Origin of the sequence: Parvimonas sp. KA00067, assembly GCF_001553085.1 — a bacterium.
Classification (GTDB): Bacteria; Bacillota; Clostridia; order Tissierellales; family Peptoniphilaceae; genus Parvimonas; species Parvimonas parva.
Genome location: NZ_KQ960145.1, coordinates 140,950 through 156,353, shown reverse-complemented (window position 1 = coordinate 156,353; position 15,404 = coordinate 140,950). Strand labels below are relative to the sequence as shown.

17 protein-coding genes and 1 CRISPR repeat array are annotated in these 15,404 nt (G+C 28.2%); of the genes, 15 read left to right on the top strand and 2 right to left on the bottom strand.

All coding sequences use genetic code 11. The features are described from left to right. Nucleotide 1: 1 nt before the first annotated feature. Nucleotides 2-688: a CRISPR direct-repeat array (repeat unit 30 nt; unit sequence GAGTAGTGTAATTCACAAAGGTACTAAGAC). A gap of 74 nt (nt 689-762) precedes the next feature. The 10 genes from HMPREF3181_RS02710 to HMPREF3181_RS02665 all read left to right on the top strand — a co-directional run bounded on the left by HMPREF3181_RS02710 (nt 763) and on the right by HMPREF3181_RS02665 (nt 8,471). Further along, the gene (locus tag HMPREF3181_RS02710; protein ID WP_068472730.1) at nt 763-1,296 is read left to right on the top strand and encodes a hypothetical protein; all 534 of its coding nucleotides are present in this window, start codon (nt 763-765) and stop codon (nt 1,294-1,296) included. Nucleotides 1,297-1,421: 125 nt separating this feature from the next. Then, entirely contained in the window at nt 1,422-2,303 is an 882-nt protein-coding gene (ylqF, locus tag HMPREF3181_RS02705; protein ID WP_068472729.1) for a ribosome biogenesis GTPase YlqF, read from the top strand. Continuing rightward, a complete protein-coding gene (locus HMPREF3181_RS02700; RefSeq protein WP_068472728.1) occupies nt 2,293-2,925 on the top strand; it encodes a ribonuclease HII in 633 nt (210 codons plus the stop codon). Before ylqF ends, HMPREF3181_RS02700 begins: the two co-directional genes overlap by 11 nt. Further along, nucleotides 2,915-3,259, top strand: coding sequence for a YraN family protein (locus HMPREF3181_RS02695; RefSeq protein ID WP_068472725.1), 345 nt, complete (start codon nt 2,915-2,917; stop codon nt 3,257-3,259). Before HMPREF3181_RS02700 ends, HMPREF3181_RS02695 begins: the two co-directional genes overlap by 11 nt. Before the next feature lie 9 nt (nt 3,260-3,268). Further along, complete coding sequence (locus tag HMPREF3181_RS02690) at nt 3,269-3,760, top strand: MogA/MoaB family molybdenum cofactor biosynthesis protein (RefSeq protein WP_068472723.1); 492 nt, start codon at nt 3,269-3,271, stop codon at nt 3,758-3,760. A 7-nt stretch (nt 3,761-3,767) separates the two neighbouring features. Next, complete coding sequence (locus HMPREF3181_RS02685; RefSeq protein WP_068472722.1) at nt 3,768-5,294, top strand: YifB family Mg chelatase-like AAA ATPase; 1,527 nt, start codon at nt 3,768-3,770, stop codon at nt 5,292-5,294. 2 nt (nt 5,295-5,296) lie between these two features. Further along, the gene (gene dprA / locus HMPREF3181_RS02680) at nt 5,297-6,391 is read left to right on the top strand and encodes a DNA-processing protein DprA (RefSeq protein WP_068472721.1); all 1,095 of its coding nucleotides are present in this window, start codon (nt 5,297-5,299) and stop codon (nt 6,389-6,391) included. Between the two features lie 44 nt (nt 6,392-6,435). Then, nucleotides 6,436-7,587, top strand: coding sequence for an acyltransferase family protein (locus tag HMPREF3181_RS02675; RefSeq protein ID WP_068472720.1), 1,152 nt, complete (start codon nt 6,436-6,438; stop codon nt 7,585-7,587). A gap of 8 nt (nt 7,588-7,595) precedes the next feature. Further along, nucleotides 7,596-8,054, top strand: coding sequence for a methylated-DNA--[protein]-cysteine S-methyltransferase (locus HMPREF3181_RS02670; RefSeq protein WP_068472719.1), 459 nt, complete (start codon nt 7,596-7,598; stop codon nt 8,052-8,054). Between the two features lie 141 nt (nt 8,055-8,195). Further along, nucleotides 8,196-8,471, top strand: a complete 276-nt coding sequence (locus HMPREF3181_RS02665; protein WP_068472718.1) for a hypothetical protein — start codon at nt 8,196-8,198, stop codon at nt 8,469-8,471. A gap of 845 nt (nt 8,472-9,316) precedes the next feature. On the opposite strand, the gene HMPREF3181_RS02660 is transcribed toward HMPREF3181_RS02665, so the two are convergent. Then, entirely contained in the window at nt 9,317-10,147 is an 831-nt protein-coding gene (locus HMPREF3181_RS02660) for an aminoglycoside 6-adenylyltransferase (protein ID WP_082713877.1), read from the bottom strand. A 12-nt stretch (nt 10,148-10,159) separates the two neighbouring features. After that, nucleotides 10,160-11,026 carry a YitT family protein gene (locus HMPREF3181_RS02655; RefSeq protein WP_068472716.1) on the bottom strand — a complete coding sequence of 289 codons (867 nt, stop codon included), beginning with the start codon at nt 11,024-11,026 and terminating at the stop codon, nt 10,160-10,162. Between the two features lie 117 nt (nt 11,027-11,143). Between HMPREF3181_RS02655 and HMPREF3181_RS02650 the strand changes: the two genes are divergently transcribed. From HMPREF3181_RS02650 to HMPREF3181_RS02630, 5 genes are all read left to right on the top strand, one after another. After that, a complete protein-coding gene (locus tag HMPREF3181_RS02650; protein ID WP_068472715.1) occupies nt 11,144-12,055 on the top strand; it encodes a glycerophosphodiester phosphodiesterase in 912 nt (303 codons plus the stop codon). 262 nt (nt 12,056-12,317) lie between these two features. Continuing rightward, nucleotides 12,318-13,703: a cysteine--tRNA ligase gene (gene cysS, locus HMPREF3181_RS02645; protein ID WP_068472710.1), complete on the top strand. Its 1,386-nt coding sequence runs from the start codon at nt 12,318-12,320 to the stop codon at nt 13,701-13,703. Between the two features lies 1 nt (nt 13,704). Further along, complete coding sequence (gene rlmB, locus HMPREF3181_RS02640) at nt 13,705-14,442, top strand: 23S rRNA (guanosine(2251)-2'-O)-methyltransferase RlmB (protein WP_068472708.1); 738 nt, start codon at nt 13,705-13,707, stop codon at nt 14,440-14,442. Beyond that, nucleotides 14,432-14,956, top strand: a complete 525-nt coding sequence (locus HMPREF3181_RS07480) for an NYN domain-containing protein (protein WP_082713876.1) — start codon at nt 14,432-14,434, stop codon at nt 14,954-14,956. Before rlmB ends, HMPREF3181_RS07480 begins: the two co-directional genes overlap by 11 nt. Before the next feature lie 8 nt (nt 14,957-14,964). Further along, nucleotides 14,965-15,384, top strand: a complete 420-nt coding sequence (locus HMPREF3181_RS02630) for a deoxycytidylate deaminase (protein ID WP_068472707.1) — start codon at nt 14,965-14,967, stop codon at nt 15,382-15,384. Nucleotides 15,385-15,404 lie beyond the last annotated feature (20 nt).

Genomic DNA, 15,404 nt, shown 5'->3' with positions numbered 1-15,404 from the left:
AGAGTAGTGTAATTCACAAAGGTACTAAGACATACATTGATAAAAACAGTAATATGTATAGTTTGAGAGTAGTGTAATTCACAAAGGTACTAAGACAGGCAATATATATGAGAATAAGGAGCTGTGTTTGAGAGTAGTGTAATTCACAAAGGTACTAAGACGTTTGTAAAGAATATCGGTAAAGGCATTAGTTTGAGAGTAGTGTAATTCACAAAGGTACTAAGACTAAAGGATAACAGGAAACAGATTGAAGAGGAGTTTGAGAGTAGTGTAATTCACAAAGGTACTAAGACTATGTTAACTCATTTGAATGGGACAGCATGGTTTGAGAGTAGTGTAATTCACAAAGGTACTAAGACTTACACATATTATAGCAACGAAATTTGGTGGTTTGAGAGTAGTGTAATTCACAAAGGTACTAAGACTTAAAACATCAGAATTAAAAGCTATAAATGGTTTGAGAGTAGTGTAATTCACAAAGGTACTAAGACGAAACAATATATATTAAGGGAGAAAATTTGTTTGAGAGTAGTGTAATTCACAAAGGTACTAAGACAATGACTTAAAGATGCTTGAGTAATGTTATGTTTGAGAGTAGTGTAATTCACAAAGGTACTAAGACACAGCAGATTTATTAAGTAAAAAATACAATGTTTGAGAGTAGTGTAATTCACAAAAATGTTAAATTAAAAGTGACAAAAGAATATTTTTGTATTTTATCAATCGATTTCATATTTGGTGTGTTAACTTAGGAGGTGGTTTATGAAAAATTTAAAACTTTACAATGTATTTTTTCCGGTTTGGTTGTTAATTTTAATTCCATTTACTTGGGTAATTGCAATTCCTGTAAATTTCATTGTAGATTCACTTGTAATTTTTATATCTTTGAAATTTTTAAAGATAGAGGAGGCGTTTTTAAAATATAAAAAAGTTATTTTTAAAGTATTCATATTTGGATTTTTGTCGGACTTTATCGGTTCTGTATTTTTGATTTTAGTAACTTATTTAGGAACAATAGGAGGAGAATCGAGTGCTTTTATAAAATGGTTTGAAAAAAATATTGTTATTTATATAATGTCAAATCCTATTGCAAATATTTATGCATTTACTATTGTTGCATTGGCAGTTTTATTATCCGGAATTTGTATTTACTTTTTCAACTTGAAAATAAGTTTTAAAAATCTTGATATTGATGAAAAAGATAAAAGAAAAATGGCTTTAATTATGGCAATATTTACTGCACCGTATTTATTCTTCTTGCCTTTATCTTTAATATACAGTGGTTATGCTATGTAATAAAAAATTTTTGGAGTTAGTCTAGGCTAGCTCTTTTTTGTTGTAAAAGTAGTTTTTTAATGGGAAATATGGTACAATTTAAGAGGAATATTATTTTAATTAATATAAATTTGGAGGAATAATTAATGAATATAAATTGGTATCCGGGTCATATGAAAAAGACTATGGATAATATAAGAGCGTCTTTAAAATTGGTTGATATTGTTGGAGAAATTATTGATGCAAGAATTCCGATAAGTAGTAAAAATCCGGTTATCGACGATGTTTTAAAAGATAAGCCAAGAATAATGATTTTAAACAAATCGGATATGGCAAATGAAAATGAAACTAGAAAATGGCTTAATTATTATAGAAGTAAAGGCTATGGTGCGGTTGTTATTGACGCACTTCATTCTAAGGGGTTAGATAAGATTTATCCACTTGCAAAGGAAATGTTAGCTGATAAATTTAAAAAACTTGAGGAAAAAAATCTTTCTTCAAAGACGATTAGAATGATGATTGTAGGTATTCCAAATGTTGGTAAATCAACTTTCATAAATACGGTTTCAAAAAGAAAAAGTGCAAAAATAGGAGATAGACCCGGCGTTACAAAGCAAGTTCAATGGATAAAAACGAAAAATGATTTGGAGCTTTTAGATACTCCAGGGGTATTGTGGCCGAAGTTTGAAGATGAGCAAACAGGGTTGCATTTAGCTTTTACCGGTGCTATTAAAGATGAGATTATGGATATTGAAAATTTAGCTTTTCGTTTCATTGATGAGTTAAATAAAAGAGATATAAATATTTTGAAAAATAGATATAATTTATCTGAAGATTTTTACGAGGATACTTTATTTTTAATGGACGAAATAGGTAGAAATCGTGGAGCAATCTTAAAGAAAAATGAAATTGACTATTTTAAAGTTGCAAATTTAGTTTTTGATGATTTTAGAAAGGTTAAACTTGGTAGGATTACTTTAGAAACTGTTGAGGACCTTGAAAAAGTTGAGGAAGAAAATGGAAATTAAGGAAGAATTAGAGAAAATTTATGAAAATTTTAATTTAATCATAGGTGTTGATGAAGTTGGTCGTGGTTGCCTTGCAGGGCCTGTCGTTTCTTGTGCAATTATAATGAAAAAAGATAGTGCAATAGAGGGAGTTACGGACAGTAAAAAACTTTCTAAAAAGAAAAGACTTGCACTTTATGATAAAATTTTAGCTGAATGTGTCGGATATGGGATTGGAATTGTAGATAATGTAAAGATTGATGAGATAAATATAAAACAAGCAAGTAGGCTTGCGATGAAGATTGCAATTTCAAATATAAAAGACCTAAATGGAAATGAAGTTGTGGGAGATTTTTTAATAACTGATGCTGAAAAGGTTGATGTCGATATTCCACAGATTAATTTGATTCATGGTGATGAACTTTCTTATGTGGTTTCTTGTGCCTCAATAATTGCAAAGGAATTTAGAGATGCTATGTTTGTTGAGTATGAAGAAAAGTATCCGAACTACAATTTTATAAAAAATGTGGGTTATGGTACAAAGGCACATTACAAAGGTCTTGATGAAAGTGGAATTACTCCAATTCATAGAGTAACTTTTTTGAAAAAATATTTTGAAAAGAAAAAAGAATATGAAAGCTAAAGATATTGGAAATTTGGGAGAGGATTTAGCAGTTAAATTCCTTTTAGAAAAGGGATATGAGTTGCTTGAAAGGAATTTTTTTAAGCCTTTTGGAGAGATAGATATAATTGCAAAAGATAAGGATTATGTAGTTTTTATTGAGGTTAAGGCTAGAAAAAATGTGAAATTCGGTTTTCCCAGAGAATTTGTAAATAAAAATAAGATAAAAAAGATACAAGATGTTGCACAAATGTATATGCTTGAGAAAAATTTGTTTGGAATCAGAATTCGTTTTGATGTTATAGAGATAATTTTTGATGAGCATAAAATTACACATATAGAAAATGCTTTTTAGGAGGTTTTTATGTTTACTGCTTATGTAATTACTGTTTCTGATAAAGGATCAGTTGGAGAAAGAGTTGATACTTCAGGAGAGGTAATCGTTGAAATACTAAAAGAAAATAATTATGATGTTATAGAAAAGATAATAATTCCGGACGAGAGGGAGATAATTGAAGAAAAGTTAAAATATGCTTGTGATACTTTGGGTGCGAATTTAGTTTTAACAACCGGTGGAACGGGTTTTAGTAAAAGAGATGTTACGCCTGAGGCGACTTTGAATGTGGCGACCAAAAATGCTTTTGGAATTTGTGATTCAATCAGACAATATAGCTTAACTATAACTAAGAGAGCGATGCTTTCAAGAGCAGTTTCAGTTATAAGGAATGATAGTTTGATTGTAAATTTACCTGGAAGTCCGAAAGCTGTTAGAGAATCTTTAGAGTATATTATTGATTCGGTAGAACATGGACTTCAAATACTTCTTGGAACGGCATCAGAATGTGCTAGAAAGTAGGTAAGATATGTATTCTAAGACTAAGACTTGTGTGTTAAATGGATTGAATGGTTATGATATTGATGTAGAGGCTGATTTATCAACTGGACTTCAGGCTTTTAATATCGTTGGACTTCCTGATTTGTCAATAAGGGAATCAAAGGAAAGAGTTAAGTCTGCGATTTCAAATAGTGGATATTTTCTTCCACCGGGTCGGATTACGATTAATCTGGCTCCTGCAAATTTGAAAAAAGACGGCTCACAAATGGATTTGGCAATAGCTGTGAGTTTATTGCTTGCTATTGGTGTGATTGAATATTTACCTGATGAAAAGACAATTTTTTTAGGAGAACTTTCTCTTGACGGAAGAATTATAACTTTTGATGGAGCTTTACCGATGATTATTTCATTAAAAGAGCTTGGTTTTAAAAAGTTTTTTATTCCACAAACTATAAAAGATGAGGTAAATATCGTTCAGGGAATTGAAATTTATCCTGTTTCACATTTAAAGGAATTAGTTGATTGTTTAAATGGAATTACTGAAATAAAAAAAGAAGAAATTATCAATGTAAATTTAGATGAAGAAGTAAAATATGATATAGACTTTTCGGATATAAAAGGTCAGGAAAATTTAAAAAGAGCAATGGAGATTTCTGCAGCAGGTGGACATAATTTGTTAATGGTTGGGCCACCCGGAAGTGGAAAAACTATGATTGCAAAGAGATTGCCAACGATTTTACCAAAACTTACTTTTGATGAGTGTATTGAATGTACTAAGATATATTCGGTTGCAGGAAAACTTAAAAATAATAAGTTGATTACACAAAGACCTTTCCGTTCTCCACACCATACAAGCAGTCCGATTTCACTTGTTGGTGGTGGAAAAATTCCAAAACCGGGAGAAGTTTCACTTGCACATAACGGAGTTTTGTTTTTAGATGAATTTCCTGAGTTTTCAAAACAAGCTATTGAAGTTTTAAGACAGCCGATGGAGGACGGAAAAGTTACAATTTCTCGTGTTAATTCATCAATAACATATTATTCAAACTTTGTAACGGTTTGTGCTTTAAACCCTTGTCCTTGTGGGAACTATGGCTCACAAACTGAAAAATGTACTTGTTCACAGTTACAGATACAGAGATATTTAAGTAAAATTTCAGGGCCAATACTTGATAGAATTGATATTCAAGTTGAAGTTGAGCCTGTAAAATATGATGATTTATCTTCAAAGGAAGTTTTAGAAACTTCTTTTGATATTAGAAAAAGAGTTGAAAAAGCTAGAGAAATTCAACTTAAAAGATATAAAAACGAAAAAATTTATAATAATGCAAGTCTTTCTGCAAGACAGATAAAGAAATATATTGTACTTGATGAAAAACTTGAAAAAATAATTGAATTTGCTTTTAAAAAGTTCAAATTTTCAGCAAGGTCTTTCAATAAAATTTTAAAATTGACAAGAACTATAGCAGACTTGGACGGAAGTGAAGAAATCAAGGAAGAACATTTGTTAGAAGCTATCAGATATAGAAGTTTGAGTAATAAATATTGGAGTTAGTTATGAAAAATGAAGATGCTTTGTTATTTTTGAGTTTTTTGAATTTTGATTATAAAATTAAAGATGAATTATTAAATCATTTTACTTTGGAACATATTGAGGAGATTTTTGATTTATCCGGAGAATATTTTAAAGAAAATAAGCTTTTAACTAAAAATAATATTGAAAAATTAGTTGAAGAGAGAGAAAAATTTAATTCAGATGCTTATAGAGATTTTTTAGAGAAAAAGAAAGTTAAATATGTAAGTATTTTGAGTGAAGATTATCCAATTAATTTAAGAGATATTGAATATATTCCTCAAGTTATTTATTATAAGGGAGATATTTTACCTGAAGACGAATTTGCACTTTCCGTTGTAGGCTCAAGAAAGTGTACGAATTATGGTGCTTGGGCGACAGAATATTTTTCAAAATCCATTTCAGAACTTGGGATAAGAATTGTATCAGGAATGGCTTTAGGTATTGATTCAATTTCACATAGATCAGCTTTAAAATCAGGGGGAAGAACGATAGCCGTTTTAGGTTGTGGAGTTGATATAGCCTATCCTAAAACTAATTACAGATTGTATGATGAAATTATAGAAAATGGTGCAGTGATGAGTGAGTTTCCTGTTGGAATGCCACCACTTGCACATAATTTTCCGGTTAGAAACAGAATTATTTCAGGACTTTCAAAAGCCTTGCTTGTAATAGAGGCACAAGAACGCTCAGGAACACTTATAACTGCAAGATTTGCAAATGAACAGTCAAAAGAAATTTTTGCACTTCCTGGAAATATAAACAGTCTATACAGCAAAGGAACGAATAAATTGATAAAAGACGGGGCGTTGATTGCTACGAATTATCAGGATATTATAGACGGTGTTATGGATTTTTCAGAATTTATTTTAAATAAAAATAAAAAAGAAAAAGATTTGGATATTTTAGATGCAAAAGAACTTTTGATTTATAATTTAATTAATGAAGAGCCGAAATCTCAAAATAAAATTTCAACAATAACAGGTTTTTCAATTATAGAAACAAATACAATTTTAACTGCATTGGAACTTAAGGGATTTATAAAAGAGCTAAATGGAGGAATTTTTGTAGTTGATTAATTAAGAGATGAAATTTATCTCTTTTTTATAAAAATGGAGGATTTATGATTAAAATAATTTTTTTAATTTTACCTTTTATAATTATGTTTATACCAAATAGAGATTATGACTTGATGTCTAAGGAAGATACTTTAGTGTTTAAAGGAATTTTTTCGATTATAGTAATTTTACATCATGTTTCGCAAGTGGAAAATAATTTACCAATAATTCATTACTTTGCAAATTTTGGAATGTATGCTGTTAGTGTATTTTTCTTTATTTCTGCTTATGGAATGACTAAACAGGTAAATCTTAATAGAGAAAAATATTTAAAAGGATTTTTTAAAAAGAGATTTTTTAAATTGTTATTACCAATATTTATAGTAACTATTATTTATATAGTTTTAAATATTTTGATTTTCCATAAAGCATATACTATAAGTTCAATAATTAATGTATATAAAAGTGGATCATCTATAATAAATAATGGTTGGTATCTAAATTCCATATTAGTAATATATCTAATATTTTACTTTAGTTTTAAATTTTTCAAAAATATAAAAATATCATATCTTATTTTCTCATTTTTGATATTTGTTTATATCTTTGTTTTAAAAAGAATAGGCTTTGGAATTTGGTGGTATAACAGTATGATAGGTATGATATTTGGAATGTATTTTGAAATATTTGAAGAAAAAATTAAAAGAGTGTTAAGTACTCATTTTTATAAAATACTGTTGATTATATCTATTTGGTCATTCTATATAGCCAATAATAGAGAGTATAATATTATTAATATGTTTTCAAAGATGGGAATATATTCTAATTATGCAATTATTCAAAATATTCTTTGTTTGAATTTTATAATCATGATATTATTAATTTCAAAGAAGATCAATTTTAGAGAACTTGTAATTCATAAAAGTTTTTACTATAAAAAAACAAAATCCATTGGGAAATACAATGTGAATTTCATTGCAGAAAGTAGTAAGGTCTATTCTAAATTTGTTTTGATAAGAAATAGAGTATTATCTTTTTTAGGAAAGATTTCTTTTGAAATGTATATGATTCATGGACTTGTTATGAGAATATTAGCTCTATATTTAAAAGTAGATATAGTTTATCTTCTAACTCTATTTGGATTAACAATAATAAGTTCGTATTTGTTGAATTTATTATTTAAAAAATTATATATAGCTTTAAACTTAAATAAATAGGAGAATTTATGAATTATACAGTTTTTGATTCTTTAGTTGGAAAGATAAAAATAATTGAAGAAGAAAATAAAGTAATTGAGATTAAATTTGTAAAGAATGAAAAAAATATTAATCCCAAAACTGAAATTTTAAAACTTGCTAAAAAAGAATTGGAAGAATATTTTTGTGGGAAGAGAAAAAATTTTACATTTCCTTTTGAACTAAATGGAACAGAGTTTTCTATTAAAGTTTATCAGGCTTTAATGGAAATTCCTTATGGAAAGACTTGCAGTTACAAAGATATAGCTAAAAAAATCGGAAATGAGAAATCACAAAGAGCTGTTGGTGGGGCGAATAATAGAAACAAATTGCCGATTTTAATTCCCTGTCATAGAGTGATAGGAAGTAATGGAAAAATTGTTGGCTATGCAGGTGGAATTGAAATAAAACAAAAACTTTTGGAGCTTGAAAGAAAAAATTTAAGATAATAAGGAAAATAAAGAGTTTACAAAAAGTTACAAATATTTTTTATATTGGATAATGAATTTAGTAAAAAAATAAAGTAAAAAAATATAAATGATGAATAATACAAATAATATAAATTTCTTCAAAAATGAAAGGAGCGAATTATGAATTTTAAAAAATTAAATATTATTGCTGCTATTGTAATTAATATTTTACTAGCTATTTTCTTTATATTAAGTATTTCTGGGAAAATTGGTTATGATGAAGGAAGAAGCTTATTGCATGCATTGTTATTATTAAATATTTTTACATTTGGACTTAATAGTTTTCTAAATAAAGATGATAATAATAAAATTTCTAACAAAAAAATATTATTACTTTTATTAGTAACAATAATATTATCCATTTTAGCAATTGTGGTATTATTTACTAATAAATAAAAAAACAAAGCAGTATTGGAGTTAGTCTAAAACTTTTAAACTGCTTTTTTATTGTAAAAAATTAATTAAAAAAATAAGAAAAAAACATAAAAAATGAAAATATTCTAAAAATTTTCAAAAAAATGTAAAAAAAGTGAAAAAAATTAAAAAAAATCACAATAAAGTGTTGACAAATATAATTTAATAGTGTATAATGTAGTTAATCAAACAAGATGACGCGTTAAATAGTTTGAAACTGGAGGTAAGACCAATGAAAATATTAAAAACAATTTCGCAAGAGTTGCTGAATAGTTTGTTTTTAGTAAAAACTTACGATTCCAGCAACTTAAAAAACAGTTAATAGATTTTGTGAACAGATAGATTGGTAAAGTGTAATTTTAAAGTTAGAAACAAAAAAGAAAAACTAATCTAAAAAATCACTGTGTTAAGTTGTATGATGATAGAACTAATATGTAAATAGAATATAAAAATATTTTAAAATGAAAGATTTTTAAGTATTTCAATATTTGAAGGTGATTGTTTATAAGGGTAGTATTAAACAAAAAAGATTAGTTGAATATGAATTACACAGGATACAATGTGAAGTAATATAGGCACAAAAGATATTACAAACAGTTGTGGTTGTAGATTTATCATAAATAATGTATGTATAGAATATGAAAGTAGAGGGTTGTTGATAGAATAAAATATATCGGTAATTAGCTTAAAGTATGCTAAAGGTATTGACTTGATAAATTTACAAAAACTAAAATTGAAGTTCAAGTGTAAAGAAATTTGGATTTTGCTAAAACTAAAATTAAATATTTAGATATAAAAAGTGCATCGAAAGATGCACTTTTGTTGTTCTATCTATTGTTTGCTTTTTGTTTTAACTCTCTTAAATGTGTTACTGTATCTCTATCTAATTCTTTTGCGTATTCAAATCTTAGGTTTATTGCTATTTGTAGTGAAAGTCGTCTAAATAGTCCGCAGATATTGAATAGTGCGACCCAAAGTGAATCTAACTCTAGTTTTGAGTAGCAAGTTAGATATTTTTCAAAAATTTCTGTTTCTACATAATTGAATACCAACTTATTTTCTTTTCCAAGGTCTATAATATATTTGTTTTCAGATAGTACATAATGTTTTAAATGTTCATCTAATAGAGCTAAGATTTCTCTGTATTCTTCAGCGATATTTAAAATTTCTTTTGAGCATAATTTGTTTCCGAATTTTAAAACATTCCAGAAAAATGAACAAGTATTTTCTAAAAATTCATCTTCTGTGATTTTATGAATATTTTTTTCAATGTATATGCCTGCTTTTTGATTTTCATCTTTGTTAAGTACACAAATATATTTTTCTTCAAGGTCTTTTAAAGTTTCAATATCTTTTTTTGATATAATTCTAAAAATTCCTTGTGTAAAGTTTTCGTAAATTATTTTGTATTCTATTACTTTTTCATTTTCAGTATTTTCAAACATAGTTAGTACATCGCCGAAACATTGAATAAATTCAAGTGCTGTATCGTCAAATGATAAATCTTTTACTAAATACAAGATATTAAAAAAGTTTACATCGCTGGACATGCTTTGTGTTTCAAGTTGTTCTATGTATAGTTTTTCAACTCTGTCGTCATCCATTGCTATTTTTTTTGCTATTTCTTTAAGTTCATTAAATGTTAAAATCTTTTTCAAAATAAAATCCTCCTAAATTTCTTGTGCTTTAAATCCACGACCTTTTACTTCATAGGCCTCTGATATTATTAAAAACGCAGTCGGGTCAACTTCGTCCAGTATTTTTTTAATAGTTACAACTTGTCTTGTACTAACGATACAATATATTACATTTTGTTGTTTATGTGTAAATGCACCCTCTCCATGAAGAAGTGTAACACCTCTATGTAAATCTGATAAGATTCTATCTGTAACTTCTCTTTGCTTTGAGGTTACAATCATAATTTGTTTTGTATCTCCAAAACCCATTTGAATTTTATCTAACATTTTATATGCAACATACATTGACACGATAGTCAAAAGTCCTCTTTCAAGACTGAAGATATATGATGCTATTCCAATTATAATTGCATTTATTGCCATTAGTGATGAACCGATATTTACATTTAGTTTTGTTTTAAAAATAGTTGCAAGAATATCAAGTCCACCTTGACAAGCGCCGTGTTTGAATAAAATCCCCATTCCAACACCATTTACAAAGCCACCAAAAATTGCATACAACATATTATTGTTAAGTTTAAAATCCAATGGAATATGACGCATAGCAATTAATATAAATGAATAAATGAAAGTTGATAAAAATGCGTAGGTCATAAATTTTTTATTTAAAAAGAATGCTCCAACGATCATCATCGGTAAATTTAAGATGAAAACTGAAATACCGGTAGGTAGGCCTGTCAAATATTCAATCATAAGTCCGATACCACCGAGACCTCCTGAAAGTAGTCCTGCCGGAACTAAAAATTTAACAACGGCGAAAGAGCAAATCAAGTCGCCAAGAAGAATATAAAAAATAGTTCTTAGAAAATATTTTTTATCTCCAAAAAAATCTTTTAACATAAACACCACCCTCTGTTTAATAATTTTAATTAAAACTAAATCACAATAATTATATCACATAATAGAAAAATATGATATAATTACTATATATAAAAAAATCGTTTTAAGGAGGTTTTTATGAATTTATTTTTATGGAGTGCTTTATTTTTAATTTTAGTAATTTATTTATTTTTACAAGTATTTACTTTTAAAAAGGAAAGAAAGGCTAGAAAAGTTTTTAGAAACGGAAAATTTCCTCTTGTATTTGCACATAGAGGGTCAAGCAATTTATTTCCTGAGAATACTGAACTTGCTTTTGTAAATTCTTTTGCTATGGGAGTTGATGCTTTTGAAACGGATATAAGACTTACAAAGGACGGCAAGATAATTACTCAACATAATGAAGATATTGATGAAACGACTGACGGAACGGGAAAAGTAATTGACTATACTTATGATGAAATAAAAGAATTTAATTTTGGTTACAGATTTAAAGACATTAACGGAAATGTTCCTTATGTTGAAAATAGAGTTGACGGTCTTTATCCAATGGAAGTTTCAAATTTTTTTAGAAAGTTTGGAGATAATGTTGTTTATAGTATCGACATTAAAGATGACGGAGAAAACGGAATAAAGTCAGCAGAGCTTTTATATAAATTTGTTAAGGAATATAAGTTAGAGAAAAATGTAATTTTCTCCAGCTTTAATGAAGAAAATCTTAAACATTTAAGAAAAATCAGTCATGGAGAAATAATCATTTCAGGCTCTATAGAAAAGACTAAAGAGGTTGTTTATTCTTCATATTTCGGATATGATGGTTTTAAAAAGTTTAATACTCATGCAATGATGATTCCAAGATTTGAAAAACTTCCTTTGGATACAAAATATTTAATTTACAAAATTCATAGACATAATATGGCTGTTTGTTATTGGACAATAGATACAGAAGAAGAAATGAGAATGTTGATAGATAAAAAAGTTGACGGAATCATAACAGATAGAGTTGACTTGCTATTGAAAATAAAAGAAGAAATGATTAGGAAAAATTAAACTTAAATTATTGACTTTTTTTGAATAATTTAGTATTCTATTAACAATAGAATATATACATTGAAGAGGGAGAGAAACAACGGTTTTTAGAGAGGTGTTATGTGGTGAAAGACATCGTGTTGAAGGTGCACCCTTGGAGTATATTGTTTGCGACTTTATAGCAATTTAAGTGGAGTTTTCAATATAGAGTGGAACCGCGGAATTTTTTCGTCTCTTGTTTTTCAAGGGGCGATTTTTTATAATATTTAAACAGAGGTGTGAAATGAAAATTTATAATACATTAACTAGAAAAAAAGAAGATTTTAAACCGATTAATCCGAATAAAGCGTTGATTTATGTTTGTGGTCCAACGGTTTATAACTATATTCACATTGGAAATGCAAGACCGATGATTGTTTATGATACTCTTAGAAGATATTTGTTATATCTTGGATATGACGTTAAATTTGTTAGCAACTTTACAGATATTGACGATAAGATTATAAATAAAGCTAGGGAAGAAAATATTGCATTTACAGATGTTACAAAAAAATATATTGATGCATACCTTGAAGATAGTATTGCTTTAAACTTGTTTGAAAGTCATACTATTCACCCAAGAGCTACTGAATGTATCGAAGATATGATTGAATTTATAAAAACTCTTGAAGAAAAAGACATTGCTTATAATGTTGACGGTAATGTTTATTTTGACATTACAAAAGTAAAAGATTATGGAAAATTATCAAGAAAAAATATTGACGATTTAAGAGCTGGAGCAAGAATAGATATTTCTGATGAAAAGAGAAATCCACTAGACTTTGCACTTTGGAAAAAACGTAAAGAAGAAAGTGAACCTGCTTGGGAAAGTCCATGGGGTCTTGGTAGACCGGGTTGGCATTTGGAATGTTCGGTTATGGCGAAAAAATTACTTGCCGATACTATTGATATTCATGCAGGTGGAGAAGATTTACAATTTCCTCATCACGAAAATGAAATAGCACAATCAGAATGTTGTAATGGCAAAACTTTTGCTAACTACTGGATGCATAACGGAATGATAAATGTTGATAATGTAAAGATGAGTAAGTCAAAGGGCAATTTCTTTACGATAAAGGAAATTCAAAAAGAATTTTCTCTTGAAGTTGTAAGACTTTGGATTCTTTCAACTCATTACAGAAATCCACTTAATTTTAGTAGAGAAGTTATGGAGCAAACTAAAAACGGTCTTGAAAGAATGTATAATGGAAAAGAACATATCGAAAGACTCTTGGAAATTTGTGAAGAAAAAGAAGACGGAGATATTTCTAAGTTAGTTGAGCTTAAAAATGAATTTTTAAATTGTATGGACGATGATTTGAATACATCAGATGCAATTTCTAAAATTTTTGAACTTATTCGTTATACAAATACTTTTGATGAAAATACGGATTTGAAAGTAGTTAGAGGAGCATTTAAATTACTTTCAGACTTTGCGTCAATCTTAGGACTTTTATATAAAGAGGAAGATGATAACTTAGATGAAAAAGTTGAAAAGTTAATTGAAGAAAGACAACAAGCCAGAAAAGATAAAGATTTTAAAAGAGCAGATGAAATTCGTGATATTTTAAAAGAAATGAATATTGAATTAAAAGATACTAGAAATGGTGTCGTTTGGAAAAGGGTGTAGTATGAGCGATTATATATTTGGAAGAAATGCTGTTTTAGAGGCATTGGAAAGTGATAGAAAAGTAGAAAAGATTTATATCTTAAAGGGAGATTTAAAAGGCTCTATAAATAAAATAATTGGAAAAGCAAAAGCAAATGGAATATTAATTTCAGAAATTGATAAATATAAATTGGAAAATATGTCAGAGGGAGTTGTTCATCAAGGAGTTTGCGCTTTAGTTTCAAGTTTCGACTATTCAAGTGTTGAAGAAATTTTACAAAGTGCAAGAGATAAAAACGAAGATTTGTTTTTAGTAATTCTTGATGAAATCGAAGACCCACATAATTTTGGAGCGATAATTCGTACTTGCGAGGGAGCAGGAGTTCATGGAATTATAGTTTCAAAGAGAAATCAAGCACCGGTAACCTCAGTTGTTCAAAAATCTTCAGCCGGAGCAATAAATCATATGAAAATAGCAAAAGTTTCAAATATTGCAGATACGATTATGAAATTACAAAAAGAAAATATATGGATTTACGGAGCTTGTGGAGAGGCGGAAAAAACTTATACGGATATGGACTTTAAAGGAAATATTGCAATAGTAATTGGAAATGAAGGAAAGGGAATAGGACAACTTATAAGAAAAAGATGCGACTTCTTAACTAAACTTCCAATGAAAGGTAAAGTTTCAAGCCTTAACGCATCAAATGCCTGTGCGATTTTAGTTTATGAGGCTTTAAGACAGAGAGATGAAAACTAAAAAATTAATCATAATCGATGGTTACAATATTTTAAACGCTTGGGAAAAATATATTCCATTTCTAAAACTAAGTTTTGAAAATGCAAGAAATGAATTAATTTACGATATGGGAGAATTTTCAAAACTTACAGGAATAGATTTGCTACTTGTTTTTGATGCATATAAAATTAATTTTAAAGCAAGCTCGGAAATAATAAAAGGAATTGAAGTTGTCTATACAAAACAGAATGAAACAGCAGACCAATATATTGAAAAAAAATTAGACGAGCTTGGCAGAAAGATTTTAGTTTCAGTTGGAACAGATGACACTCTTATTCAAAAACTCGTTACACAAAGAGGAGGAGTTGTTTTAACGAGCAAAGAACTTCTATTCAGATATGAAAATTTAAAAAACAAAATGAATAGATACGAAAATAAAAACAGAGTTAAAAACAAAAGTTATCTAAACACTTTAGATGATAAAACAATATTTCAATTAGAAGAAATCGAAAAAAAACTTTTTGGGAAAGGTTAGGAGAAGTTATGAGAAAACCTTGGGAAGAATATTTTATGGATTTGGCAAGAATGGTTGCTACAAGAGGTACTTGCGACAGAGCCTATGTTGGTTGCGTCTTGGTTAATCAAGATAACAGAATTGTTTCAACCGGATATAACGGCTCAATCTCAGGAAATCCACAATGCGATGAAGTTGGACATACAATGAGGGACGGACATTGTATTGCAACAATACACGCAGAACAAAATGCACTTTTATATTGTGCAAGAGAGGGAATAAAAGTAAAAGGTTGCACTTGCTATGTAACACATTTTCCATGTCTAAATTGTACAAAAGCATTAATACAAGCAGGAATTTCAAAAATCTATTACGAAAATAGTTACAGAATGGACGAATATGCAATCGAACTGTTAGAAAGAAATAAAATAGAATATATAAAACTTTAAGAATAAGGAGTATTTTTAAT